The organism is Chitinivorax sp. B (assembly GCF_005503445.1).
Classification (GTDB): domain Bacteria; phylum Pseudomonadota; class Gammaproteobacteria; order Burkholderiales; family SCOH01; genus Chitinivorax.
In genome coordinates this window covers 47,023-73,544 of record NZ_SCOH01000027.1, presented here as the reverse complement: position 1 = coordinate 73,544, position 26,522 = coordinate 47,023, and the positions used below count along the sequence as shown (strand labels likewise).

The window sequence follows — 26,522 nt, the reverse complement described above, 5'->3', positions numbered from 1 at the left end:
GTGAACGCCAGCAGCTCGGCCAGTGCCGGCAATGCAAGCAGCGCGACCTATACGGTGGTGTTCAGCGAGAGCGTCACCGGTGTCGACCTGAGCGACTTCACGTTGACGACGACAGGTACGGCGGCAGGCACCCTGGCCAGCATCAGTGGCAGTGGCACCACCTATACCATCACCGTCAATGGCATCAGCGGCAGTGGCACAATGGCTGTGGATTTGAATGCTAGTGGTACGGCCATCATCGATGCGGGTAGCAACACTGTCAGTGGTGGCTTTAGTGGTACAGCCCGGACTGTTGATATTGATGTGCCAGTGGTGGTGTCCAGTAGCTCGGTCACTGCTGCTAACGCGACCAGTGCCACATACACCATCGTCTTCAGCGAGAGTGTGACAGGGGTGGATCTGAGTGACTTTACACTCACCACAACCGGGATGGCAGCAGGCACGTTGGCCAGTATCAGTGGTAGCGGTACCACCTATACCATTACCGTGACCGGCATCAGCGGTACTGGCACGATAGCGGTGGACTTGAACAACAGCGGTACCGGCATTGTGGATATCAACAACAATGCGATCGGTGGTGGTTTCAGTGGTACGACGCGGGCAGTGGATGTCGATTCGCCCACTGTCAGTTCGATCAGTTCTTCAGGTGCTGGCAATGCGACCACCACCACCTATGCGGTGATCTTCAGTGAAAGTGTGGCAGAGGTGGACTTGAGCGACTTCACCCTGAATACTACCGGCACGGCGACCGGTACCCTGGCTAGCATCAGCGGCAGTGGTACCACTTATACCATCACGGTCACCGGTATCAGTGGGAATGGTACGATGGCGGTGGATCTGAACGGCAGCGGTACCCGCATTGTGGATGCCGGTGGTAATGCAATCAGTGGCGGTTTCAGCGGTGCGGCCCGTACCGTCGACTTTACGCCGCCCAGCGTGACTTCGGTGACAGCCAGTACCAGCAATGGCAGTTACAAGGCGGGTGATGTCATTGCCATTACTGTGACTCTCAGCGAAGCGGTCACCGTAACAGGTAGCCCGAGTCTGGCATTGGAGACGGGCAACATCGATCGCCAGGCGGTGTATGGTGGCGGTTCTGGCACTCATACCTTGACGTTCCTTTACACCGTACAGAGTGGCGATCGTGTCGATGATCTGGAGTATCTGTCCAGTACTGCTTTATCGCTGAATGGTGGTGGGATTGTAGATGAGGCCGGCAATGTGGCGACCTTGACCCTGCCATCACCCGGTAGTGCCGGATCATTGGGAGCCAGCAGCAATATTGTGATCGATGCGCGACTTCCAGTAGTGACATCCATTACATCCAACAGCCCGGCCGGTGCCGAGACCGCCACTTATACCGTGGTATTCAGCGAAGCGGTCACCGGGGTCGATCTCAGTGATTTTTTGCTGACCACAACCGGCACTGCCGCCGGTACCTTGGCCAACATCAGTGGCAGTGGCACGACCTATACCATAACGGTGACCGGTATTACGGGCACCGGGACCATGGCGGTGGATTTGAAGCAGGGTGGAACCGGGATTACCGATGCCATCGGCAATGTGATTGAAACAGGCTTTGCCGGCACGGCCCGGGATGGGGATCGGGACCCACCGGTGGTGATCTCAGTGACCAGGTTGGATAGTGATAGCAGTAGTGGCAGTGTGCGCTATCACGTGACCTATAGCGAACCGGTGACCGGTGTCGACATCGCAGATTTTGCACTGGTTGGTAGTGCAGGTGTCAGCGGACGAATTGCCAGCATCACTGTGCTGGATGCAAGTAATTATGTGGTATTGGTCAGTGATATCAGTGGCAGCGGCACATTGCAGTTGAATGCCCTGGCCGATGGGGTACAGGATCAGCAAGGCAACACCATGGTTGCAGGCTTCAGTGATGGCGAGAGCTACAGCATTGCACCGCAGGTTGTGGTCGAAGTGCCCCCGCCTACTACCAATGCAAACAATACACCACAAGTCAGTGCCCTCGTGCTGCCCGTGGCCACACCCAATATTGTGCTGGCTGCCGTGCAGGGTGGAGCGTCATCCACACTGACTGTCCATGATGTGAGCACGATCACACCCGCTGCAGTCCTGCCGATTGTTGTACCGCCGTCATTCGAGGCAAGCCGGTCTGCAGCACCGTCTGAGGCACCGCCTTCAACCATCCTGCCACTCGGGCCGCGTGGTCCGGTGGATTCCAGGCCTGACAACGTGACCAGCGGTGTGGTGGTGCAGCTCAATACCACGCAGCAGCGACCGATCGAGGTTCGCATACCGGAAGTGACCCAGGCATTGCAGGCTGGGCAATCATTCAACTTTGCGCTGCCGCGTGCCACATTCAGTGTACGCAGCAGCAGCCCAACCTTGTTGGAAGCTCGCATGGCCGATGGGGCTGCATTGCCCGCATGGCTGCGCTTCGATCCCGCCACAGGTCGATTCTCAGGGCAGACCCCACCCGGATTCAACCAACCGGTGGAGGTTGTCATCACCGTGCGGGACAGCCAGGGCAATCAAGCGATGACCAAGGTAAAGCTCGACTTTTCCCGCAATGTTCAGGGCGCGTTGGATAAATCGATCCTGGCGCAACTGGTGCCGCAAGGCAAACCACCATTGGTAGAGCAAATGGGCCGACAAGGTGGGGCACATTTCGCGAAATCGGTGGATGCCTTGTTGGGTAAGCCAGCTAAACGTGCATGAAGGAGGGCGCGGTGGGTAGGCCATGCCGGGGCCGAAACTTGGCTGCGAAACCGGCATGATTTGTTTTTGGGAAAGTGCACGGGGTAGGTGAAGTCCGCTTGGTGAGATAGGCAGCAGCAATCACAGTCGTCGCATGGTTCGTTGTCCGTACGCCCGGCAACGGACGCATGCGGCGAGGTGCCGTGGTCTACTGAGGCGTTGTCAAGGTTGGTTGTCAGTGATGGAGGTACTCGAGTAGCGCCCAGGCCGTCGCACGTCACAATGACTCAAGCCATAAGGGATGATGGACGATGAAAACAACATCAGTGGGTGCGGTTAATCTGGTTCCAGATTGCAATGAAATAACGAAGCGGCGGGCTGCCCGCCGAAGTGGTATACGCAGTCGACCACGTCTGACGGTGTTGAGTGCGGCACTTGCATCAGTATTGGCAACTGGGTGTGCAGTGGCGCCCAGTCCAATCGAGAAAAGCGAGCGACAGGCATTACTTGCGGCTGAACGGCAGGCCATGTTCACCCAACAGGAAGTGCTGACAGGGTCGATATCGTTGCAGGAATCCATGGCGAGGGCATTGAAATACAACCTCGACTATCGCGTCAAAGTGATGGAAGAAGCGCTGGCACAGGAACAGCTGGATCTCGCTAACTTCGACATGTTGCCGAAGCTGGCATTGGGGGCGGGGTACAGCCATCGCAACAATGATGCGGCATCCTCATCGCAAGATATTGCGACAGGGCGTCAGTCGCTGGTGCCATCGATTTCCACCGAACGTGACCGGGTCAATGCCGATTTGACAGTATCGTGGAATGTACTGGATTTTGGTGTTAGCTATTTCACCGCCAAACAACAGGCTGACAAGCTGCTGATCCTGAGAGAGCGCAAGCGCAAGGTGGCCCATCAGCTCATGCAGCAGACTCGCCAGGCCTATTGGCAAGCGGTGGGTGCGCAACGGCTGGAACCCAAGATCGCCAACCTGTTGAAAGACGCGGAAACCGCATTGGGGGATGCGCGCAGGGTCGAACAGGAAAAGCTGCGTACTCCGCTGGAATCACTGACCTATCAACGGCAGTTGCTGGATGTGATCAACCAGATGACACAAATTCGTACTACTTTGTCACAGGCCAAGCCACGTTTGGCTGCCATCATGAACTTGCCGCCAGGTAATACCATCAGCGTGGCTGAGCCGCCTAAGTTAGCGGCACCGCAGTTGCGTCTGCCTGTTGAGCAGATGGAGGAGATGGCCCTGACCAACCGGCCAGAGCTGATGGAAGCCCGCTACAACGAACGCATCGGAGTACTGGAAACGCGCAAGGCCGTTGCCAAGTTGTTTCCCGGTCTGGAATTCAATGCAGGCCGTCATTACGACAACAATAAGTTCCTGGTGAACCACAACTGGTTTGATGCCGGGTTGCGGGTGAGCTGGAACCTGATGAACCTGTTCAATGCGGGCAATATCCGGCGTACGGCCGATGCACAGCTGAAAGTGGCGCAGGAGCAGCGGATGGCGCTGAACATGGCCGTGTTGATGCAAGTCCACGTGGCCTGGCTGGACTATCAAGGCCGTAGCCGGCAGTTCGAGCTGGAACGGGATATTCATGGTGTGGAGCAACGCCTGTTGTCACATTCGATGAATGCGGCACAAACCAGCGCCCAGGGCAAACTGCAGGCGATTCTGGCAGGCGCCAATGCTGTGCTGGCCGAGTTGCGGCTGTATCAGGGTTATGGGGATCTGCAGAACGCTTATGGCCAGTTGGCGGCCACTATCGGTATGGATGCCTTGCCGCAGGAAGTGGGTGGGCACGATATTGCCTCGTTGTCCGAGGCGTTGCAGGGTGTGGCTGAGCAAGCCGACACTCTGCTGGCCGGAGGCGCTGAATGACCGCAGTACGGCTTGGTCTGTTATTGCTGGGTTGTCTGGCGACAAATACGCTTGCAGCCCAGCTTGCTGCAACAGACGGCCGCATCCGGGTACAGTTGATGTCACGTGATGCGGTGACGCTGTCCAGTGAGGTGGCCGCCAAAATTGCGCGGCTACCGGTACAGGAGGGAGCCAGCTTCAGTAAGGGACAGGCATTGGTGGAGTTTGACTGCAGTGGGTTCCGTGCCCAGTTGAACAAAGCACAGGCCTCACTGGATGCCGCAAGGCAGTTGGTCAAGGTGAATGCCCGGTTGGCCGAACTGAATTCGATTGGTGCATTGGAGCTGACCCAAGCGGAAGGCAAAGCCAAGGAGAGTGCGGCCGAAGTGAGCTATATGCATAGCGTTGTTTCGAAGTGCGTGATCTCAGCTCCGTTTGCCGGGCGGGTGGCCAAACGTATTGCCGCACAGCATCAGTATGTGAATCCTGGTATGCCGATACTGGAGCTTGTCGATAGCGGTCCCTTGGAGTTGCGCATGTTGTTGCCATCGAAATGGTTGGCGTGGCTCAAGCCTGGTGTGCGTTTCAATGTGCAGGTTGACGAGCTCGACCGTAACTTGCCGGCCAGCATCAATCGGTTGGGTGCGCGCATTGACCCGGTCAGTCAGTCGGTTTCAGCCACGGGCACGATGGAAGCACAAGATGCCGCGTTGTTGCCGGGGATGAGCGGCTGGGCTGCGTTCAATCCGCCCAAGTAGTAACGGTCTGCTGGTATGGATCTCGTCCCCCCCCCCCAAGCTGATGCAGCCAGGTCTTTGGCGACCTTGTTGCATTTGATGCGGCGCGCGCGCGAGGCGGCGAGTGAAGAAGTCCTGGGTTTCGTGATGGTCAACGAGACCCTCAATTTGTTGCCCTATCGCCAGGCTGCTCTGTGGCGTGGAGGGGCGTTGGGTAGGGTCATGGCCGTATCCGGCTTGCCGGAGACCGACCCGAATGCACCCTATGTGCAATGGCTGACCGGGCTGTGCCGTACTGTTGGCACCGGCGAGTCGGTACGCTGTCTGACATCGGTCGATGTACCGGCCGAAGTGGCTGCAGATTGGCCAGCCTGGCTGCCAACCTACCTGCTCTACTTGACCCTGACACCTCCCGCCGGCAATGCGAATGGTGCCTTGCTACTGGCGCGTGATGAGCCTTGGACTGAGTATGAGCGCACCCTGGCAATGGAATTGGTCGATGCCTATGCACACGCTCAAGGTCAATTTGCGCCACAGCGCGGCTGGCGAGATCGACTTGGTCTGACGTGGCAATCCGCCAAAGCTCGTCGCTGGATAGTGTTGGCATTGCTGACGCTGGCCTGTTTTCCGGTTCGCTTGACGGTGCTGGCAAGAGGGGAGATTACCCCGCAAACGCCTTTGTTGATGCGTGCCCCGCTCGGTGGGGTGATCGACCGCATTACTGTGCAACCCAATCAGCAGGTAGAAGCTGGCACCCCATTGTTCAGCCTGGATGCCACCACGCTGGCAGGACAGTCGGCATTGGCCAGCAAGGCCAGCGAGGCTGCACAGGAAAGCTTCCGGCAACGAGCCCAGTTAGCGTTGACGGACGACCGTGCCAAATTGCAGATGGCAGAAGATCAAGCCAAACTGGAGGAAAAACGGATCGAAGCCGAATTCACTTCACGGCAACTGGCGCGTATTCAGGTCAAGGCACCGAAGGCCGGCGTGGTGGTGTTTTCGGATAGTAGCGATTGGTTGGGCAAGGCAGTGTCAGCTGGTGAACGTGTCATGCAGCTGGCGGATCCGGCCAAGGTCGAGTTGACGGCGTTCGTGCCAGTGGCGGAGTCGATCCCTATCGAGCCGGGCTCCACCGTACGACTGTATCCGAATGCTGCGCCGACCGAATCCTTCGATGCGGTGGTGACCCGCCTTGCCTACCGTGCCGAAGTGACGGAAGAGGGCATCCTGGCGTATCGCCTGTATGCACGACTGTCAGATACTCGCAGCTTGCCGCGCATTGGCCAGATGGGGACGGTACGGGTTTACGGTGATTGGGTCCCGCTGAGTTATTATGCCTTGCGACGGCCATTGACCTGGCTGCGTCAATGGTTGGGCTGGTAACGGTGCCGACACTTCGCCTTCCCGCCATGCGTCAGGAACTGAGCTTGCATCCAGGGCCGGCAGGAGAGGGCGGGGCACCCAGTTGGGTGCTGCATGATCCGGCAGCGAACCGTTTCTACGAAATTGGCTGGCCCGCTTTTGAGATCTTGTCTCGTTGGCCGCTGGGTGAGGCAGTAGCGATTGTCGATGATATTCATCAGACCACTACCTTGAAGCTGGATGAAGACGACATTGCGGCGGTCGTCGATTTCCTGTTTCGTCATAACCTGTTGCAAAGTGGTGCGCCGGCCTATACCGACAATCTGTTGGCACAAGCTCGTGCCAATCGGCTTGGCCCGGCCAAATGGCTGCTGAAAAACTATTTATTCTTCCGCATTCCGCTGGTGCGTCCCATGCCACTGCTGAGGCGGTTATTGCCGGCGTTTGAACTGGTCTGTCATCCGCGATTCTGGTGGGGCGTGGTTGCAGCCTTGATCGTTGGGTTGTTCATGGTGTCTCGCCGTTGGGATGAATTCACCCACACCTTTGCTGCCTATAGCGGCTTCAGTGCGCTGATCGGTATTGGACTGTCGCTCAGTTTTGCCAAGATACTGCATGAGTTTGGCCATGCTATGACTGCCTGTCGTTTTGGCTGCCGCATCCCGACGATGGGCGTAGCGTTTCTGGTGATGTTTCCAGTGCTGTATACCGATACCAACGAAGCCTGGAAACTACCTTCACGCCGGCAGCGTATGTTGATCGGCGCTGCCGGCATGTTGGCCGAATTGACATTGGCCGTGGGCGCGACCCTGGCCTGGAATTTTCTGCCGGATGGACCAATGCGGGCGGCTGTGTTCCTGCTGGCGACCACCACCTGGGTGGTGACATTGGCCGTCAACGCCAGCCCATTCATGCGGTTTGATGGTTACTTTCTGTTGTCCGACTGGTGGGGTATTCCCAATCTGCATAGCCGTTCGTTCGAACTGGGGCGTTGGTGGCTGCGCAAACAGCTGTTCGGGTGGCAGGATGACCCGCCCGAGCCTTGGCCGCCAGCCCGGCAACGCAGCTTGATTCTGTTTGCTTATGCGACTTGGCTTTACCGATTGGTACTGTTCGTCGGCATCGCATTGCTGGTGTACCACGTGTTCTTCAAGGCACTGGGTATCGTGTTGCTGCTGGTAGAGCTGGGCTGGTTCATTGCCTACCCGCTGTGGCGTGAATTGATGGTTTGGTGGCAACGGCGTGCGGACATGCACTGGAATCATGCGACCCGTCGGGGGGCACTGATGCTGGCGGTGATACTGGCGATACTGGTTGTGCCTTGGCATGGCCGGGTTTCGGCCCCGGCGATGTTGGGTGCTGCTGCAGCCACAACGCTGTATACCCCGGTTGATGCCGAAGTGCAGATGGTATGGGTGCATGACGGACAGGTTGTCGAAGCTGGGCAGGAACTACTTCGACTGACTTCGCCAGATTTGCTCTGGCAGCGCCGTCGGGCCCAGTCTCAGGCCGATGCGTTGCGTTGGCGTATCGAGCAGCAACCGTTCGATGACAAGCTGCTGGCAGAAGGCCAGGCACTGACCAAGCAATGGCAAGTGGCGCTGGAACGGGTTACTGCCCTGGATCAGCAACTGGCCAGGCTCACCTTCAGGGCGCCATTTGCCGGTCGAGTGGTTGACACCAGCCAGGCGCTACAGCCTGGCACGCTTATTCCGGCTGGCGAACGTATGTTGTCCCTCGTCAACCCGACCCAGGTCAAAGGTGAAGCCTTTGTGGACGAATTGCAGCGACAACGTCTTCAGCCCGATACCTTGGCCATCTTCATCGCAGACCGGGGGGGGCAGGGGGCTATTCGTTGTCGCGTGAACAATGTCGACCGGCTGGCCTTACCCAACCTTGATCAGCTCTACCTTGCATCCACATTTGGTGGCCCCATTCCCACCCAGCGATTGCGTGACACCTTGCAGCCGCTTACCTCGCTTTTCCGTGTCCGCCTCGACCAATGCCAAACCAGCCAGCCACTGTTGCAAGAGATCCCTGGTATGGCCACCCTGGTCAGCGACCGGCAAAGCCTGCTTGCAGGCTGGTTACGGCAGGGAATGGCGGTGTTGCAGCGGGAGGGCGGGTTGTGACTACAACCGTATACGCGGTGTTGCTTGTAACCGGGGCCGGATGGGAAATACATGGATAAACAGTATTGTGATCAATTGTCGGTTGAGGTCAGGCGGACTGGCTTACCGATATGCACCCCACTATGTCATCTAATCGCGGTACCTGTTCCCGAATGTAGTCCCACAGCCAATTCTCGGCTTGTCGCTCGGGGGAATCGTCGGCCAATGGCTGGCCGTTCATGCTGCCGAACGAATCGACCATCTGATCCTGAGCAATACCTCGGCCTACCTTGGCTCCGCCGAGCAATGGGATGTGCCGATTGCCGCAGTTCTGCAGGCGGAGACATGACGAGCACGGCTGACACCTTCCTGCACAACTGGTTTCCATCACACATGTTGGTAATCCCTGATCCTGTCGTCGAAGCTTTCCGCAGCGTATTACTGGCAACCTGTCGACATGGCTTGGCTGGTTCATGGGCAGCGGTGCGTGATACTGATCTGCGTGACGAGCTTGGGAAGATCAATCGTTTAACACTGATGATTGCAGGCCGGGACGATACGGTGACGGCAGCCAGCCATAGCGAGCGGATTGCCGGTGCCATTCCTGGGTCAAAGCGGCTGGTGCTGCCAGCGGTGCACCTATCGAATATTGAGTATCCGGAAGCGTTTCTGGCCACTGTGCTGGCGTTCTTGCCAGTACTCTGAGTACAGGCAGGGTATGAATGCTGGCGGGATGGCCTAAGTGAGCGGCCACTCCGCACTGGGTGGCCGTCGCGAACATTGGTATAGCAGCAACCTGCGGCACTTTACTAGCGTGTGCCACCTAAATCAGTGTTCAGTGTGATGTGGGTTGTGTGTCATAGATCGCGTCGCGGATATCCGTTGTGAAGCGGCCGGCCATGCCTTCAAAGGTGGTATTGGTCAGTGCCACGACCGTCAGGCGTTGGGCAGGGTCGATAAACCAGTTGTGGCCGTAAGCACCTCCCCATTGCATGGTGCCTGCGGATTGAGGGCTGGTGGCAGCAACCGGGTCAACCAATATAGCCCCGCCATAGCCAAACCCCCAGCCCGGCCCTTGGGTTTGGGCCTGGGGGCCGACGTGGGCTTGGAACATCTGCTTGATGGTATTCGGCTTCAACAGCGATCCACCTTCGTTACGCAAGGTCTCCAGCAGTTTTAGTACATCGGCCGCGGTGCCGGTCATGCCTGCGCCGCCAGATGGATAGGCTCGTGGGTCAAACAAGCGGCCTGGTACAAAGGTGATGGGTGCACCATGGAACTTGACGGTCTGTTCTACCGCCATGCGCTGTGGCACCGGTTGGCCATCGCCGTAGGGTGTGGTCAGTCGCTGCTTGTCGGTGACGGTGAACACGGTATCGCGCATGCCAAGGGGTGAAGTCACCAACTGATGTACAGCTTTGGGTAGTGACTGGCCACTGGCACGGGCTACGACGGCGCCCAACACATCGATCGACATCGAATAACGCCATTGGCTGCCCGGCTGATATGACAACGGTGCGGCGGCAATCCGGCGGAGGTTTTCATTCAGACTGACGCCAGGCTGATCCAGGCCAGTAGAGACACCCAGGCGCTGGTAGGGGTTGCCGGCTGGCTCCATGAAGTCATAGGTCAAGCCCGCGGTGTGGGTAAGCAATTGGTGGATGGTGATCTTGGGTGTAGCACCATCCGCGGTGTGCGGGCGGAAGTTTGGCAACCAGCGCGTCACCGGGTCGTTCAATTTCAAGCGACCTTGTTCGACCAAGCGCAGTGCGGCGGTTGTCACAATCGGTTTGGTGACGGAGGCAAGCCGGAAGATGGCATCTTCGCGCATTGGGGTGGCAGCCTCACGGTCGGCCATCCCTGCGGCACGTTGATAGATCAGTTTGCCGTCTTGGGCGACCAGGATGACGGCCCCAACGATGCGTTGGTCAGCCAGGGCGCGGTCGATGGCCGCGTCAAGTCGGGTGGCGAGAGGTGACTGTTCGGTGGCCATTGTGTGGGCTGAAACAGTCAGAGCCAGGGTAGAAGCCAATGTCAGTGTGGAGATGTTCATGAAATATTCTCGGTTGGATTGATCGGTCTTGATGTTGCTCATCATATGGCGAATCAATTCAATAAAAAATACATATAATTTCTTAAGACTTGATACTTTAAGTTTGGAATGGCATGCGTAATTTGCAAGGGTTGGTGTCGTTTGTTGAAACGGCTGAAACGGGTAGTTTCACTGCGGCATCGGTTAAGCTGGACATCACACCAGCTGCAGTCGGGAAGAATGTGCTGCGGTTGGAGCAGGAGCTGGGTGTACGTCTGTTCAACCGCTCAACCCGGCGGTTGCGACTGACTGCCGAGGGCGAGGCATTTTTGGGGGAGGCCAGCGCGGCATTGCGTAGCCTGGATGTGGCGGTGAGTAATGTCAGCCGATCGGCGACCGAACCGGTTGGCCGGGTACGGATTACATCAGGCATCGCGTTTGGGCAGCATTTCGTGTTGCCATTGTTGCCCAAGCTGGCACAGTGTTATCCCAAACTGGATGTCGAACTCAGCCTGGAAAATCGCACGGTGGATTTGGTGGCCGAAGGTTACGACATCGCAGTGCGTGGCGGTCTGATCAGTGATTCCAGGTTGGTGATGCGACGTATCGGGCCACTCAGCAGTGTGCTGGTGGCCTCTCCATCATACTTACGCCGTTATGATGTACCGACGTCGCCTGATGATCTGCTGCGTGACCATTGCCTGCTGGGGCTGCGTTTCGCATCTGGCAATATTGCTCCCTGGCGGTTTCAGTCGGCAGATGGCAGTGGTACTGTCGAGTGGGAGCCGCCCGCTCGTATCTGGGCTTCTGATCCGGAAGCATTTCTGGAGTTGGCGGCGGCAGGTGAGGGCATCTGCCAGACGGGTTTATTGTATGCCGCGCCATTGCTGCGTTCTGGTCGGCTGAAGCTGGTGCTGCATGATCTGTACGACCATGGCGAGCGCCAGATAGCGCTGTGTTATTCAAGCCGCCGGCAGTTGAGCAAGCGGGTGCGGGTTGTATTGGATGCGTTGTTGGCCGGTTTGGCCGAACAACCCGATCTGCAAATAGATGTCACCAGTGTGCCGGCCGCGTGGCGTGCTTGATGTCGCGGGACTAATGGACAAGACAATTGAGATCTGGTGCCGCCTGCTCGTGCTGTGTGGCGACCGTCAGCAGCGCAAGCATGATTTTACATTGATGTCGAATGCGTGCCTGTGGGCAGTAAATTTTACCGTCAGCAACCTGAAGTTGATTGCTGCAGAATTACATGGTTTACCGGCCCGGTATCCGAGCCTAACCTCTTTGAACGGTGGATCTGTTGTTGAGAATCCTGATGCGGGGCTAGCCATCGTAGTTCTGGAAAACTTACCTATACCCATCCTAATGAGAATTCAAAGTCCATTTTCTACCATCCTTTTAATCTTGGTTGCCTTCTCGAAGTGATCTAACTGATGTGTTTGGATCCACCATGTTGCAGCTTCCATCAACATCACCGGATCATCATTCTTGTTTGCGAAGAAAGCATAAAAAGATAGTCCCACCGCGGCTCCCTTTGCCTCGATCTTCTTGTTGCAAACATCAACAATCTTGCTTCTCAATTCGATTCTCACCATTTATCCCCACTATTTACCGGATGTTTGGAATACGCAGCATTCGCTGTAGCTGGAAGCCAGCGCCCTTGTAGCAAAGGGGCTCGACAGACAGCTTTGTTGCTAGGTGGGAGCTTGGCTGACCGGTGTGGTTGGTCAACCCGCTCAAACCACTTGCTGACGCAGAATCATGCCTTGCATCAGGCCTATAGTTCAACCCTGTTTTCTGATCAAATCGAACGCAAGAAAGGTATGCGCATGCAGTGCAACTGTTTTGAATGAAATCAAAATAGGAATATAACGTGATCGACCCGGGTTCATCGGTTTGTCAGTGATCGGGATACCTGTAGGAAGCGCTTTAAGCGCCTGTTTAATGTCTTATTGCTCGGCGAACTGCCGCTGTCGTTGTGGCGCTGCCGTGAAGAATTTGTCCCATAGCGCTTCCTTCCAGTCATCGATGAAGTTTGCACCATCAAAATGTGGGATCAAACACCTAAGTGCCGGCTGACGGCACATTGACGTATTTGACAGGTTCCCCGGCCTTTAAATCCGGGGCCGGATAGTGGACAACGTGATCACCAAGCGACAGGCCATCAATGATTTCCATGACGCGTCCATCGGTTTCTCCGACTTTCACGGCCACCCGTTCAATCCGATCGTTACGGATACGCCATACAGCCCAGCCATTACCATCCCGTATCAGGGCTTCCACTGGCAATCGCAACACCTTGTCCTTGCTGGCGATGACCACTCGTGCGTCCACCCGGTAGCCATGGCCCAGGCCGGCAGGTACTTGGTTCAGATTGAGAATGACCTTCACTCGTTGTTCTTCGACACCTAGCGCGGAAATTTTGCGTTCTGCCGCGGGCTCGATGCGTAGCACATGTGCAGTGACCGGTGCGCCACCCCAGGCTTCGATGAATGCGGGGGCACCGGGTTGCATGCGGACAGCTTCTTCGGACAGGAATTCCGCCATGACTTCCAATTGTTGCAAGTTACCGATTTCCAACAGCGGGGTGCCAGGCCCGACAACTGTTTCGCTTTGAATCTGTCGTTTCAACACCACACCGTCACTTGGCGCCTGTACTGCAAGCACACCGCTGCCGGGTTGGAGCTGCCAACTGGCTGCCGCCTGGGCCTGCTGCCACTCGGCACGGGCGGTGGCAACGCGGGCTTGGGCTTCCAGGCTGGCGGTACGTGCACTGGAGAACGCGTTGTCGGCAATCATGTGTTGAGCAATCAGGCCCTGGGCACGTTGTAGCTCTTCTTTGGCCAGTCGAGCACGAGTCTCCGCTTCCATCAGTCGTGAACGGGCGGCCAGGGCTGCTGCGGTGGCTTCGGCTGCCCGTCGCTCATCCAGCGGGGTGGCAGGGCTGGCACGCAGGCGAGCCAGGATCTGACCGGCTTGTACTTTGTCGCCGGGTTCGATCTGGATGCGATCCAACCGACCACTGACTGGGGTGCTGACGACATAGAGGTCGCGTACCCGCGTGATACCCTGATCGACCCGTTCGATCTGCATTGGTCCTTGGGTGACGACCACTGACTGAATCTGTCGTGGTGCAGGCCAAAGTGCCCAGATTGCTGCAACCAGCAAAGCCACCAGGATGGTGATCCACACAATCAGGCTGCGCTGCCGCGCGTTCCAGGTCATGTTGCTACTCCCTGTATTTGAGGCTGGCGACCAGATCCAGCCGGTCCACCCGGCGCCGTACCCATAGCGCGGATAACAAGATGATGATAAGCACGAAGGCCGCAGATTCGACATAGGCGGCTGGGTCCACCACCATGGGGATTGTGAACAGCTCATTGCTGAGTGAACGCATCAGCCACCATGCAAAGCCATAGCCCAGCCACAGCCCGAACGGCACGGCCAGTGTACTGAGCAGTGCCAGCTCACCCAGCAATACATAGGATGCTTCACGTTGACTGAACCCCAATACTTGCAATGTGGCCAGATCGCGTTGCTGTTCTGCAAAAGTGACCTGGGCGGTGGCATAGGCAATCCCGGCAGACATGAGCCCGGCGAAGGTCAGAAACAGAGTAGCCATGAATCCGGCCCCCTGAGAAAAGGTCTGTCGCATTGAGGCCTCGGCTTGTGATGTAAAGCTGATGCTGGCAATGGCCGGGCTGTTGCGTACAGCTCGATTCAGTGCGGCATGTTGACGCGAATCATAACGAAGGTAGGCACCGTTGATCCGGTGCGGTTCACCCAATGCCTGCCCCAATGCTGACAATGCCATATAGCCGGTGGCACCCACCCACAGGTCTGCCACTTGGATTACAGTCACCTGAGTGCGCCGGCGCAAGCCATCGGTGGCTTCAATCTTGATCCGGTCTCCTGGTTTGACGGCAAGCTGCTTGGCCAGATTTCGGGATAGCACAATGCCATCTTCACGTAACGACAAAGGGTGTTCGCCATTATCAAGCAGGCGTTCCAGTCTTGGGTCGGCGGGTAAACCGATCAGGGCTTCCCGAGCCGTTTTGCCCTGATGATAGTAACGTACCTCCATTGCACGAAACGGTTCGACTGCTGATACGCCGGGTAGCCTGGCGATGGCGTGTAATGCGGCAGGACCGTTGGCCTCAATCAAAGTCAGGGTGGCATGATGCTGTTTGGCAAGGCGAAAGGTGACGTCCAGCAGCTTGTTGGTGGCGGCTGGGAAATGCTGTGATACCACCAGCACGGATAATGCCAACGCCACGCCAATCAGTGTTGACAGTGAGCGGCGCGGATAACCCCAGAGTCGTCGAAGAATGATGCGTGTCAGTGGGTCCAATCGACGGACCAACATGCTAAGCCAGCCTCCACTGCGATGAAAGCTGGGTGGAGCAGGTGGTGCCAGGGCCGTAGCAGGAGGAAGGCGTGTGGCTTGCCTGACGGCACTAAGCGCACCCGTCAGCGCGGCCAACACACCCACCAACGCAGCCAATACCCATAGTTCAGGTGAAGCATGAAATGGCAGGCTTGGTAAACGGTAGAAAGACCGATAGATACTTCCCATCCATTCCCCGAACAGATGTCCGAGCCCCAGTCCGAAGATGATGCCCATGGCCGCCAGTATCAGTGCTGTCTGGCTGTAATGCCAGCCGATGGCCGCATCGGAATAACCAAAAGCTTTCAGCAGGCCGATATTGGCCCGCTCGGCCGTGACCAACCGGGTCAGTGTGACATTCAATAGAAATGCACCCACCACCAGAAAGATCGGGGTCAACGTTGCGACCATGGCCGAAAGTTGTGCTAGCTCGTCGTTCAAAAAGCGTGCTGATACCATGCGATCCTGCCCAAAGGTACCTCGCCCGCCATAGGGCTTCATCAGGGTGTCAATTGCCTGACGTAAGCCAGCTTGGTCCACCGGGTGGCCCAGTCGAAATACCGCATCGTTGAATGCGCCTTCCATACCCGCAGCCTTGGCCAGTGCTGTTTCGGGCATCCACAGCACGGCATACCGTCCAGGTTGTGGGAACAACTCGCCAGGTGCGCTGATGAAGACGAATTCGGGCGAATTGGCAATGCCGACGATACGTAATGTTTCCCGCCGTCCCCGAACGGTGGCCGGCAATACATCACCTGCGTGCAATTGATTGGCTTCTGCAAAGGCCTCGTTCAACAACACCTCGTCATGCCGATTGGCATCTGGCCAGCGCCCAGCCACCAGCAAAGGGCGATTGACATTTGCCTGATTCAGCGTGGGGAGTGAAATCAAGCGACTGGCGGCAGGCTCCACCATGGTGGGTAACTCCAATATCGCCGTGGCCACGACCCGCAATTCGATTGCCTGAACACCGGGCAATCGGGATAGTGACTCATGTAGGCGCTTAGGTGCACGAACGGCCTGTACCTGTAGATCTGCCATTGCCTGTCGCTGATAATACTGATCGCGTGCACCCTGCAGCGAGGTGCGCATCCCAAGCCCCATGACCAGAATACCGATACCGCAAGCCAGTACTAAGGCGACTGCCAAAGCCTGTGACCGCAACGCCATCAGATCGCGCCCCAGTTTGCGGGTCAGTGGTGACCGTCGTGTCACCAGTGCAACTCCGAAGGCGGTACTTTGGTGGCATTGTCATGAATCGATCGAATTTGGCCATCCGCAAAATCGATGACCCGATCCGCCACCCGTGCAATGTCCGCGTTGTGGGTCACAATCAACATCGTCGTGCCGAAGTGTCGATTGGCATCTAGTAGGGCTTCCAAAGTCAGTACCCCGGTTTTCAAATCCAGTGCACCTGTTGGCTCATCACACAACAATACACCCGGCCGTTTTGCCAGCGCCCGGGCAATCGCCACACGCTGCTGTTCGCCACCAGATAATTGCGCCGGAAAGTGGTCACCGCGTTGTCCCAGGCCAACCAGGGTCAAGGCTTCGTCAGCAGGAAGCGGGTTGGGTGCGATATCGGTTACTAGTTCGACGTTTTCATGTGCAGTCAGGCTGGGGATCAAGTTGTAGAACTGAAATACAAAGCCGACATGCTGTCGTCGATACGCTGTCAGGGCTGTAGCATCCAGTTTTGATAGATCGATATCTCGAAACCATACGCTGCCACTACTGGCTTGGTCCAAGCCACCAATGATGTTGAGCAGTGTGGATTTGCCAGACCCGGATGGCCCCAGCAATACCACCACTTCACCTTCATAAAGTGTCAAATCGATCCCACGCAATGCATGCACTGCCCCAGGTCCTTCACCATAGGTTTTGGTCAGCGTGTGGATATGAAACAACGATGTGCCCATGTTCACCAACTGTGTTGTTGAAAATGATCGCATTGAGATATGTCGTTCCCGAAGATCAAGGCCAGTGACCGATGTGGGGCCAGCAAGATCGCTTGGGACAGCAGATCAACGTCCTGATGACGCGGTGAGCCACTTCACCGTTACCCTGCATTGCCTGATACATACTGCCGAAACATGGACAAGACTTTAAACGGTTCGGCGCGGACCATGAAACCTTGTCAACAGAACCTGACACAGCAACACGATGTTGGACAGGTTTGCAAATCAATGTTCAGTCGCAGCACAATCTCCCAGGCCATTGAGTTTGTAGATGATGGCGAAAGAAAAAACAAAGCCCGCTGTAGCGCGGGCTTTGCTGACTGCACGAATGAATGACGCTTGGAACCAGTTCAATGTCTTCTTGCGCGACCACAATCGGGGCTCATGCACTGCTCAACATCCTCATGTATCACACTTACACGCCGGTTTTTGTGCTGCGCTCCACCCTACTGGTGGCCGTTCTCACAGATTTGGAACAGGTTCTTAGAACGGAATATCGTCTTCGAAATCGTCAAAACTGGCTGGTTTTTGCGCGGCTGCCGGCTTGGGCGGGGCTTGACGAGGGGCTGTCTGGCGTGGGGCGCTGTTACTGGATGGCATGCTGCCACCCATTGGTTCGCCATAGCCACCGTCATCGAAGCTGCCTCCGCTGCTACCACCCTCACGACCACCCAGCATCTGCATACGGTCGGCGATGATTTCGGTAGTGTAGCGTTCGTTACCTTGCTGATCTTGCCATTTACGCGTTTGCAGGCGGCCTTCGATATAAACTGGGCGGCCTTTTTTCAGGTATTCGCCAGCAATTTCAGCCTGGCGGCCGTACATGACGACGCGGTGCCATTCGGTCCGTTCCTGCTTTTCGCCGCTCTTGTCTTTCCAGTTATCGGTCGTGGCGATCGCGAGGTTGGCGACAGCATCGCCATTGGGCATATAGCGGACTTCCGGGTCGCGGCCCAGGTTGCCAATCAGCATCACTTTGTTGAGAGAGGCCATTCAATTCGTCTCCTGAATCAGTTTCATTACGCCGGCTTCATCCCAGTCCTGCTGCAGGACTTTCAGATAGGCCACGCGTTCTTCGGCAATCACGACAGCTTCTTTTACACCGCGCAGGTTGCCCAGGCGGCGCGACAAGTCGCGCACATCGCCTTGCCAGTCGTCGCCGATGTGGAACATCTGCGTCTTGACGGGCAGTGGTGGGGTCATCGAGCTGGCAATCAACAGCCAGCCCAGCATCATCAGGCTGCAGACGCCAAATACCGCCGGGGTACCGTAGTGTGTGTATAGCCAGCCACCCAATGCGCCACCGAGAAAAGTGCCGAAGGATTGGGTTGCATTATACACGCCGATGGCGGTGCCTTTTGCTGCAGCCGGGGCAATTTTTGAGATCAGCGAGGGCAGGGTGGCTTCCAGTACATTGAAGGCGAGGAAGTACAGGGCCAGCAGCGTGACAATCTCCCAGAATGAGTTCAACGCCAGTGCCATGCCGGATTGCGCCAACAGCATCAATCCGATGGCACCGACAAATATCTGCTTGAGCCGACCCTTCTTCTCACCATAGATGATGGCGGGTACCATGAAAATGAATGCGCCGGCCATGATTGGCAAATAGACCTGCCAATGCTGGTCTGCACTGAGATGGCCGGTGTTTTTCAAGACCAATGGCATCACGGTGAACATGGCCATTTGTGCGGCGTGCAACGCAAAAATGCCATAGTTGAGCCGTAACAACTGTGGGTCGCGCAATACATCGCGCAGTTTGGTCGGGCTGGCTTCCGCGTCGGAATGGAAACGTGACAAGGTTGGCTGTGGCACGATCTTCCAGACCCCGATCAGGGCCGCAATCGATAGCGCACCAATCAACATGAAAATACCCGGCATGCCAAGCCAATGGTACATGGTCGGGCCGGCTGCCAATGATGCTGCGAAGGTCAGGCCGATACTCATGCCGATCATGGCCATGGCCTGGGTTCGGTGTTCTTCACGTGTCAGATCGGCCAACAATGCCGTGATGGCGGCAGAGATGGCGCCAGCTCCCTGAATGGAGCGTCCGATGATCATCGTATAGATGTCGGTGGCGGAAGCGCAGACCAGACTGCCCAGGGCCATCAGCATCAAACCAATGTAGATCACCCTCTTGCGGCCAATACGGTCTGACAGCATCCCAAATGGTAGTTGCAGGATGGCTTGTGTCAGGCCGTAGGCACCCAATGCCACGCCAACCAGTGTATGGTTGTCGCCGCCTTGCAGCTGTGGCGCGTACAACGCGAAAATCGGCAGAATCAGAAACATGCCGAACATCCGCAAGCTGTAGATTCCGGCAAGGCTCATGCTGGCGCGTAATTCGAATGCGGATAAAGGTGAGGATTTCATTAAAAGCGAAAAGTACTGAATGGAATGGGGAAACGAAGTCCGGTATATTAGCAGATTGGCCTGCACGCTTCTAATGCAGGCGCCGCCCAACCGGGTGTCTCGGCAAACTTCAGCTTCAAAGCAAGATTCAGTGTGAACGGAAAATACTGCCGCAGTCATTGGCTGTCATGGTACAAGCAACATTTTACGTCAGCGTGATCATCTTGCAGCAAGATGTGGTTTTCAAGGCCCCAAACCGTTGACCCAGCCTTGTATGAACGATCTGATCCGTATTCGGGGTGCTCGCACCCACAACCTGAAAAATATCAATCTGGACTTGCCGCGATTGAAGCTGATCGTGGTTACTGGGCTTTCGGGCTCCGGTAAGTCATCACTCGCGTTTGATACCTTATATGCCGAAGGGCAGCGCCGTTATGTTGAATCGCTGTCGGCCTATGCCCGGCAGTTCCTGCAATTGATGGAAAAGCCCGATGTCGACCTGATCGAGGGTTTGTCGCCGGCGATTTCCATCGAGCAGAAGGCCACCAGCCATAATCCACGTTCCACCGTGGGCACCGTCACTGAAATTCACGATTACCTGCGTCTGTTGTTTGCACGGGTGGGTACACCTTATTGTCCGGACCATGAGCAACCGCTTGAGTCGCAAACGGTCAGCCAGATGGTCGACCATGTGCTGGCCCTGCCGGAAGACACCAAGCTGATGATCCTGTCACCGTTGGTGATGGGACGCAAGGGTGAAAATCTGGACCTGTTCGATGAGCTGCGTGCGCAAGGGTTTGTACGTCTGCGTGTGGATGGCGAGGTGTATGAAATAGACAGCGTACCTAAGCTGGACAAGAACAAAAAGCACACGATCGAGGCTGTGGTCGACCGCTTGAAGGTACGGCCGGACATGAAGCAACGTCTGGCAGAATCCTTTGAAACCGCGCTGCGCCATGCAGATGGCCGAGCCATTGCAGTCGAGATGGATACCAGCAAGGAATACTGGTTCTCTGCGAAATTTGCCTGCCCAGTATGCAGCTACAGCCTGCCAGAGCTGGAACCCCGTCTGTTCTCGTTCAACAACCCGATGGGCGCCTGCCCGAAATGTGATGGCCTGGGCAATATCAGTTTCTTCGATCCCAAGCGGGTTGTTGAATTCCCGCACTTGAGTCTGGCATCTGGCGCAGTCAAGGGATGGGACAAACGTAACCAATTCTACTTCCAGATGCTGGAAAGCTTGGCCAAGCACTATGAGTTTGATACGGATACTGCATTTGAAGACCTGCCGGAACGTATCCAGAAAGTCGTGCTGTACGGTTCCGGCAAGGAAGAAATCCCGTTCATTTACATGAACGAGCGGGGTAGCAAGTTTGAGCGCCTGCACACCTTTGAAGGCATTATCAACAATCTGGAACGACGTTACCGCGAGACCGATTCCGTGGCGGTGCGAGAAGAGCTGGCCAAGTATCAGAATGGTCAGCCGTGCCCATCCTGTGCCGGTTCGCGGCTGCGTAAGGAGGCCCGCTACGTCCGGGTAGGCGGTAAGAGCCTGCATGAAGTCAACCAGATGGCGCTGCGGACTTCGCGTCAGTTCTTTGCCGACACAACGTTTGAAGGCGCCAAAGCCTCGGTAGCGGAAAAGATTGTCAAGGAAATCGCCGATCGTTTGCAGTTTCTGGTTAATGTCGGACTGGATTACCTGTCGCTGGATCGTTCTGCCGACACGTTGTCGGGGGGCGAGGCGCAGCGTATTCGTCTGGCCAGCCAGATCGGCTCCGGCCTGACGGGGGTGATGTATGTGCTTGATGAGCCTTCGATTGGCCTGCACCAACGTGACAACGATCGCTTGCTGGATACGCTGCAGCATCTGAAAAATCTCAGCAATACTGTGATTGTGGTAGAGCATGATGAAGATGCGATCCGTGCAGCGGATTATGTGGTCGATATGGGCCCTGGTGCTGGTGAGCATGGTGGTATGGTCGTCGCGGTCGGTACGCCGGAAGAAATCATGGCCAATGAGGCTTCCAGTACCGGACAGTTCCTGTCTGGCAAGCGTCGCATCCAAATTCCGGAGACACGCCGCCAACCGGATCCGGCGCGGTATTTGCGTGTCCTGAACGCGACCGGTAATAACCTGAAGGGTGTGAATCTGGAGATTCCAGCCGGATTGCTGACTTGTATCACTGGGGTGTCCGGCTCCGGCAAGTCCACGCTGATCAACGATACCTTGTATGCCACCGTGGCACGTCATTTGTATGGTTCATCATTGGAACCGGCAGCGCATGACGCGATGGAGGGACTGGAGTTGTTCGACAAAGTGATCAATGTCGATCAAAGCCCAATTGGCCGTACGCCACGTTCTAACCCTGCCACCTATACTGGCTTGTTCACGCCGATCCGTGAGCTGTTTGCAGGGGTGCCGGCTGCGCGTGAACGTGGTTACGGGCCTGGGCGCTTCAGTTTCAACGTCAAAGGTGGCCGCTGTGAAGCTTGCCAGGGCGATGGTGTGATCAAGGTGGAAATGCACTTCCTGCCGGATATCTATGTTCAGTGCGATGTGTGCCACGGTAAGCGTTACAACCGTGAAACACTGGAAGTGCAATATAAGGGCAGGAACATTCACGAAGTGCTGGAAATGACCGTAGAGCACGCCCACGAGTTCTTCTCTGCCGTACCGGTGGTGGCGCGCAAGCTGCAAACCTTGCTGGATGTGGGTTTGGGTTACATCCGACTTGGGCAGTCGGCAACGACGCTTTCCGGTGGCGAGGCTCAGCGTGTGAAATTGGCGCTGGAACTGTCCAAGCGCGATACTGGCCGTACTTTGTATATTCTGGATGAGCCGACTACCGGGTTACATTTCCATGATATCGATCTGCTGCTGACGGTATTGCAGCGACTGGCCAGCCACGGCAACACCGTGGTGGTGATCGAACATAATCTGGATGTGATCAAGGCGGCGGATTGGATCATCGATCTGGGACCGGAAGGTGGCGAAGGGGGGGGGCAGATCATTGCAACGGGCTCACCTGAGCAGGTTGCAGACAGCCCGGGTAGTTACACCGGTCATTACTTGAAGCGCATGCTGCAGGCAGGCGCATGAGCCGATGGGATTCGGTCTGGGAGCCAGGAGTGTAACAGGGTGAATAGACAGGAATGGTATGATGGCTGGATTGCATTGTCAGACAATGTGGGTGTCTGCTGTTCCTTTCTGTTCAATCATGATGTCAGGTAAACGATGTCAAAGTCAGCAACCCCTTATCGTGAGCTGTTCCAGCAACTTAAATTCCAGCACAACGTAGAACCGGCACAGGCATGTCAGTTGGCGAGTGAGGTACACGCGCTGGCAGAGCAGGCCCATGATCTGCAGGCCTGTGCCGAAGCCCTTTATTGGCGGGGCATGGCACAGCTATCCATGTGCTCGTTGAAGGCAGCCTTGACTGATTTCGATCATGCACTGGGCTTGGCCCGTTATGTGAATGCCTTGCGTGAGCAAGGGTTGGCTTTGCGGGGATTGGGGCTGGCTCATGAGCAGAGTGCCAATTATGAAACAGCGGTGGAGTTGCTGGCCCAGGCTTACCAGTGCCTAGATGGCTCACCGGCCTGGATCGAGGAAAAACTGTCGGTCTTGCACGGTATGGCCTCTACTTACTTGGCCATTGGCCGAGCCAGCGAGGCACTGAAGCACTATCGGGAATTGATTGCCGAATGCGAGCAACGCCATTGGTGGCGCCATCTTTCCATCACATTGTCGTCTTTGGGGATTTGCCTGGATCAATTGGGAGAGTTGGATGCGGCGGAGTCAGCATTCATCCGCTCCGGTGAAGTGGCAATCCAGCATCAATTACCCGGTCGCGATGCGGTAGCAAGCCTGAATCTGGCCTGTTTCCGCATCAAGCATCGTGGCTTGCGTGGCAATGGGTTGGCTGCCTTACGTGATGCAATTCTGGCACTGCAGGAAAGTGGTGATCTGGCCAGTGCGCTTAGCGGACGAGTCTCGTTGGTGGAAGCACTGATGGATTGTGGTCACTATGAAGAGGCAAACACTGAGTTGGGTTGGGCACTGGAAGTAGCGATTGAAACCCGCTCCAGGAGACAGGAACTGATTCTGTATCGGCATTATGCGGCTTTGTCCAAAGTACGCGGTGATTTTGCATCGGCTTTCAACTGGTTTGAACGTTACCACGAGTTGTACCGGGAACTGGAGCAAGAGTCATTCGATAGCAGGCTGTCTGTCTTGCGTATTGGTTTTGAGCTGGACATTGCTCGTAAAGAGGCGGAATTGCTGCGAGCACAAAATGAGGTGCTCGCTCGTTCCCATGCCGATTTGGCCGCGGCTAACGAGGAGCTGACGCGGGTCAGCCGTGAGTTGATACAGGCAGATCAGGAAAAATCGCGTCTGGTAACTGAGTTTCGCCAACTCGCCATTACTGACTCATTGACCAGTCTGCATAATCGACGTTATCTGGAACTACGCGTGGCGGATGAAAGTGCGTTGACCCGTCGTGGCGATCACTTGGTATTGATTGCAGTTGCCGATGTCGACCATTTCAAGCAGATCAATGATCGGTTTGGTCATCCGCTGGGCGACGATGTATTGAAAGCGATTGCTCAGGTATTACGCCGCCAGGTGGCCAATGAGCACATTGCCGTTCGGTTTGGTGGTGAGGAATTTGCGTTGTTGCTGTTCGATGTGCCATTCAGTACCGGTGTGGCGATCTGCGAGCAGATTCGTGATTGTGTCGCTGCTTACCCCTGGTATGAGTTACACCCGGATTTGGCTGTTACGCTCAGTATTGGCCTGACGCAATGGCCTGTCAGCAATGCCTTTCAACACGCACTGGCCGCAGCGGATCAATTGCTTTATCAGGCTAAGCACCAAGGTCGCAATCGCGTGGTGGCGGAGCTTGCGACTCAGTTGTCGTAGTGTAATCACTGCTATGGCAGTTGCATCAGTGACGATTCCCTTCACAGCGTGCTAATTCCGCGCCACATCGGTGTTTCCGGCTTTCCAGTATTCCCTTCCTGATTTTTTCATAACGATGCACTAAAAATTAACGGTGTATTGATCTGGCCATTGCAATTGCTTGAATCATTACATCGTGTAGCCCGTGTGATGGGTATTGGGCAATGGGGGTGGTCAGGTTACGGCAAAACCCGATATTCACTCCTTCATTTCACACTCGGGCTCCGTTGAGACATCACAACAAAGCGGGGTGACATAATGCATCGTCGACGTATTGCTGGAATCGGGCTGGGTATTTCGTTTGCTATCTTGGCCATGTTGGCGCAGGCGGGCTCTAAGGCGCTGCTGGTTGGTATTGATGGTGTGCAGTATCAGAAGCTGCTGGCGGTGTCGCCGGTCAATTTCGCCAGGCTGTATCATGTTCCAAGTTATACCGGTGGGGTCACTGGCAGTAGTTTGCAGCAGGCAACGGTCAGTGGACCTGGTTGGTCGACCATTTTGACCGGAGTATGGGCCAGCAAGCACCATGTTTACAGCAACGATCCCGTATTGGCGAATCCAGATTTCCCAAGTCTGTTCAAGCGAATTCGTGATGCTCGTCCACAGGCTCATATTGCCAGCATTACCAATTGGGGTAGCATCAATCAGCATTACTTTCGCAATGATGTCACGGGCAATAATGTGACTTTGTCTGGTTTGAGCGATCAGGCTGCAGCGGACAAAGTGATCGAGATCATCAATACTACCGCTGCCGATTTCACCTTTGTTCATTTGGATGCACCTGATCATGCGGGTCATGGTACCTGTTTTGGTCCGGTTTATGATCAGGCATTGCGAGACAGTGATCGTCGACTGGGCCAGATATTGGATGCGGTGGCGATGCGGCAGGCTCAGGGAGAGGACTGGTTGGTCATGGTCACTACGGATCATGGGCGTGATGCTGCAGGCTGTGGTCATGGTGCACAAACCCAGCATGAAAAAACCGCGTTTATTGCCAGCAACAAGCCCTTGAATCGTGAGTTCAACGAGGTTGTACCGAACCTGGAGAATCGCGACTTTGATGGTATTTATGGTCGTCCAGCCCAGACATCGATTGCACCGACCATTCTGCGGCACCTAGGCATTCCTTTACTGGCCGAATGGTTGCTGGATGGTGTACCGATGTTGGGTGAGACAGGGGTGCGCAAGCTGATGCCGGCACGTCATCCAGATGTTGATCTGCGCTGGTATGCTGCTGATGAGGGTACCGTTACCATGTTGCGTAATGGCCTGTTTGCAGGTGTTGCGCCCGCTGGGCAAATGAGTTGGAAGGATCCGATCCCGGTACAAGGTGAAGTGGATTACAGTGCCATACTGAACGGCAATGTGACATCCATTCGCTTAAGCCGGCGTGAGGTCCAGGCGACGTTGGATTGGGATGTGGGGCGCTCTTACTACTTCTTGAAAGGGGGTGTGTATGTGCGTTACAACCAGATACTTGACCGAGCGGAGTCGGGCTACCCCAAAGCAGTGAACGATTCGACTTGGCCTGGTTTGGCGGCTTATGCTGATTCAATTGTGGCAGGCTTTAGTAAGGACACGATCATTGCCTACCTATTCTTGAACGATGGGCGCTACATTCGTTACAACAAAACCTTGGATCGGGTTGAAACAGGGTATCCCAAATCGATCAATGACCAGACCTGGCCTGGTATCGGTGCTTATGCCACCCAGATTCGGGCTGCATTGCGGTGGCGAGGCAACCGGGTATATTTCTTTCTGAATGACGGCCGCTATATTCGTTATGACTTGGCTAAAGATGCGGCAGATGATGGTTATCCCGCATTTGTCAATGACAGCAATTGGCCGGGACTGGGCCGCTATGCACGTGATATCACCGCTGCGGTGAAATGGGATGACAGTCGTGGCTATTTCTTCCTGACAGGTCGCCGCTATATTCGTTACAACATTCCCAGTGATAAGGTTGAAGCAGGCTACCCGCGCATGGTGGATAATCAGACTTGGCCGGGGCTGGGCTTGCAGTGATTACGGATTCAGATAGCCCCATATCCGATGGATGGAGTG

Annotated in this window: 17 protein-coding genes and 1 pseudogene; 11 read left to right on the top strand and 7 right to left on the bottom strand. The window is 55.9% G+C overall.

What is annotated here, in order from left to right:
• The 6 genes and pseudogenes from FFS57_RS25250 to FFS57_RS16345 all read left to right on the top strand — a co-directional run.
• A partial coding sequence (locus tag FFS57_RS25250) for an Ig-like domain-containing protein (RefSeq protein ID WP_249384025.1) occupies window positions 1–2,700 on the top strand: 2,700 nt, incomplete at its 5' end.
• 290 nt (window positions 2,701–2,990) lie between these two features.
• Window positions 2,991–4,577, top strand: coding sequence for a TolC family protein (locus tag FFS57_RS16365; RefSeq protein WP_137938883.1), 1,587 nt, complete (start codon window positions 2,991–2,993; stop codon window positions 4,575–4,577).
• Window positions 4,574–5,314, top strand: coding sequence for an efflux RND transporter periplasmic adaptor subunit (locus FFS57_RS16360; protein ID WP_137938882.1), 741 nt, complete (start codon window positions 4,574–4,576; stop codon window positions 5,312–5,314). Before FFS57_RS16365 ends, FFS57_RS16360 begins: the two co-directional genes overlap by 4 nt.
• A gap of 15 nt (window positions 5,315–5,329) precedes the next feature.
• The gene (locus tag FFS57_RS16355; protein WP_137938881.1) at window positions 5,330–6,676 is read left to right on the top strand and encodes an efflux RND transporter periplasmic adaptor subunit; all 1,347 of its coding nucleotides are present in this window, start codon (window positions 5,330–5,332) and stop codon (window positions 6,674–6,676) included.
• Window positions 6,661–8,787 carry a site-2 protease family protein gene (locus FFS57_RS16350; protein WP_171014007.1) on the top strand — a complete coding sequence of 709 codons (2,127 nt, stop codon included), beginning with the start codon at window positions 6,661–6,663 and terminating at the stop codon, window positions 8,785–8,787. The genes FFS57_RS16355 and FFS57_RS16350 overlap by 16 nt, the downstream gene beginning before the upstream one ends.
• A gap of 172 nt (window positions 8,788–8,959) precedes the next feature.
• Window positions 8,960–9,471 (top strand): annotated as a pseudogene (locus tag FFS57_RS16345) (alpha/beta fold hydrolase); the annotation flags it as partial.
• Window positions 9,472–9,601: 130 nt separating this feature from the next.
• Here FFS57_RS16345 and FFS57_RS16340 read toward each other — a convergent pair.
• On the bottom strand, window positions 9,602–10,819 hold the full coding sequence (locus FFS57_RS16340; protein WP_137938887.1) for a serine hydrolase domain-containing protein: 1,218 nt from the start codon (window positions 10,817–10,819) through the stop codon (window positions 9,602–9,604).
• A 113-nt stretch (window positions 10,820–10,932) separates the two neighbouring features.
• On the opposite strand from FFS57_RS16340, the gene FFS57_RS16335 reads away from it, so the two are divergent.
• Together FFS57_RS16335 and FFS57_RS25240 are read left to right on the top strand one after the other, a co-directional pair.
• Window positions 10,933–11,883 carry a LysR family transcriptional regulator gene (locus FFS57_RS16335; RefSeq protein WP_137938879.1) on the top strand — a complete coding sequence of 317 codons (951 nt, stop codon included), beginning with the start codon at window positions 10,933–10,935 and terminating at the stop codon, window positions 11,881–11,883.
• Between the two features lie 13 nt (window positions 11,884–11,896).
• A complete protein-coding gene (locus tag FFS57_RS25240) occupies window positions 11,897–12,223 on the top strand; it encodes a hypothetical protein (protein ID WP_171014005.1) in 327 nt (108 codons plus the stop codon).
• On the opposite strand, the gene FFS57_RS25840 is transcribed toward FFS57_RS25240, so the two are convergent.
• The 6 genes from FFS57_RS25840 to FFS57_RS16305 form a co-directional block, all read right to left on the bottom strand.
• Entirely contained in the window at window positions 12,172–12,390 is a 219-nt protein-coding gene (locus tag FFS57_RS25840; protein WP_137938886.1) for a DUF6500 family protein, read from the bottom strand. The genes FFS57_RS25240 and FFS57_RS25840 overlap by 52 nt on opposite strands.
• 472 nt (window positions 12,391–12,862) lie before the next feature.
• Window positions 12,863–14,023, bottom strand: a complete 1,161-nt coding sequence (locus tag FFS57_RS16325) for an efflux RND transporter periplasmic adaptor subunit (protein ID WP_171014004.1) — start codon at window positions 14,021–14,023, stop codon at window positions 12,863–12,865.
• Window positions 14,024–14,027: 4 nt separating this feature from the next.
• Window positions 14,028–16,400 carry an ABC transporter permease gene (locus FFS57_RS16320; protein ID WP_137938877.1) on the bottom strand — a complete coding sequence of 791 codons (2,373 nt, stop codon included), beginning with the start codon at window positions 16,398–16,400 and terminating at the stop codon, window positions 14,028–14,030.
• Window positions 16,397–17,104 (bottom strand): ABC transporter ATP-binding protein, encoded by a 708-nt coding sequence (locus tag FFS57_RS16315; RefSeq protein ID WP_137938876.1) that lies wholly within the window; start codon window positions 17,102–17,104, stop codon window positions 16,397–16,399. The genes FFS57_RS16320 and FFS57_RS16315 overlap by 4 nt, the downstream gene beginning before the upstream one ends.
• Before the next feature lie 522 nt (window positions 17,105–17,626).
• On the bottom strand, window positions 17,627–18,136 hold the full coding sequence (locus FFS57_RS16310) for a single-stranded DNA-binding protein (RefSeq protein WP_137938875.1): 510 nt from the start codon (window positions 18,134–18,136) through the stop codon (window positions 17,627–17,629).
• Window positions 18,137–19,471, bottom strand: a complete 1,335-nt coding sequence (locus FFS57_RS16305) for an MFS transporter (protein WP_249384023.1) — start codon at window positions 19,469–19,471, stop codon at window positions 18,137–18,139.
• Between the two features lie 295 nt (window positions 19,472–19,766).
• Here FFS57_RS16305 and uvrA point away from each other — a divergent pair, with 295 nt between their 5' ends.
• The 3 genes from uvrA (at window position 19,767) to FFS57_RS16290 (ending at window position 26,483) form a co-directional block, all read left to right on the top strand.
• Window positions 19,767–22,595 carry an excinuclease ABC subunit UvrA gene (gene uvrA / locus FFS57_RS16300; RefSeq protein WP_137938873.1) on the top strand — a complete coding sequence of 943 codons (2,829 nt, stop codon included), beginning with the start codon at window positions 19,767–19,769 and terminating at the stop codon, window positions 22,593–22,595.
• Between the two features lie 135 nt (window positions 22,596–22,730).
• The gene (locus FFS57_RS16295) at window positions 22,731–24,419 is read left to right on the top strand and encodes a tetratricopeptide repeat-containing diguanylate cyclase (protein ID WP_137938872.1); all 1,689 of its coding nucleotides are present in this window, start codon (window positions 22,731–22,733) and stop codon (window positions 24,417–24,419) included.
• A gap of 297 nt (window positions 24,420–24,716) precedes the next feature.
• The gene (locus FFS57_RS16290; RefSeq protein ID WP_249384022.1) at window positions 24,717–26,483 is read left to right on the top strand and encodes an alkaline phosphatase family protein; all 1,767 of its coding nucleotides are present in this window, start codon (window positions 24,717–24,719) and stop codon (window positions 26,481–26,483) included.
• Window positions 26,484–26,522: the final 39 nt, after the last annotated feature.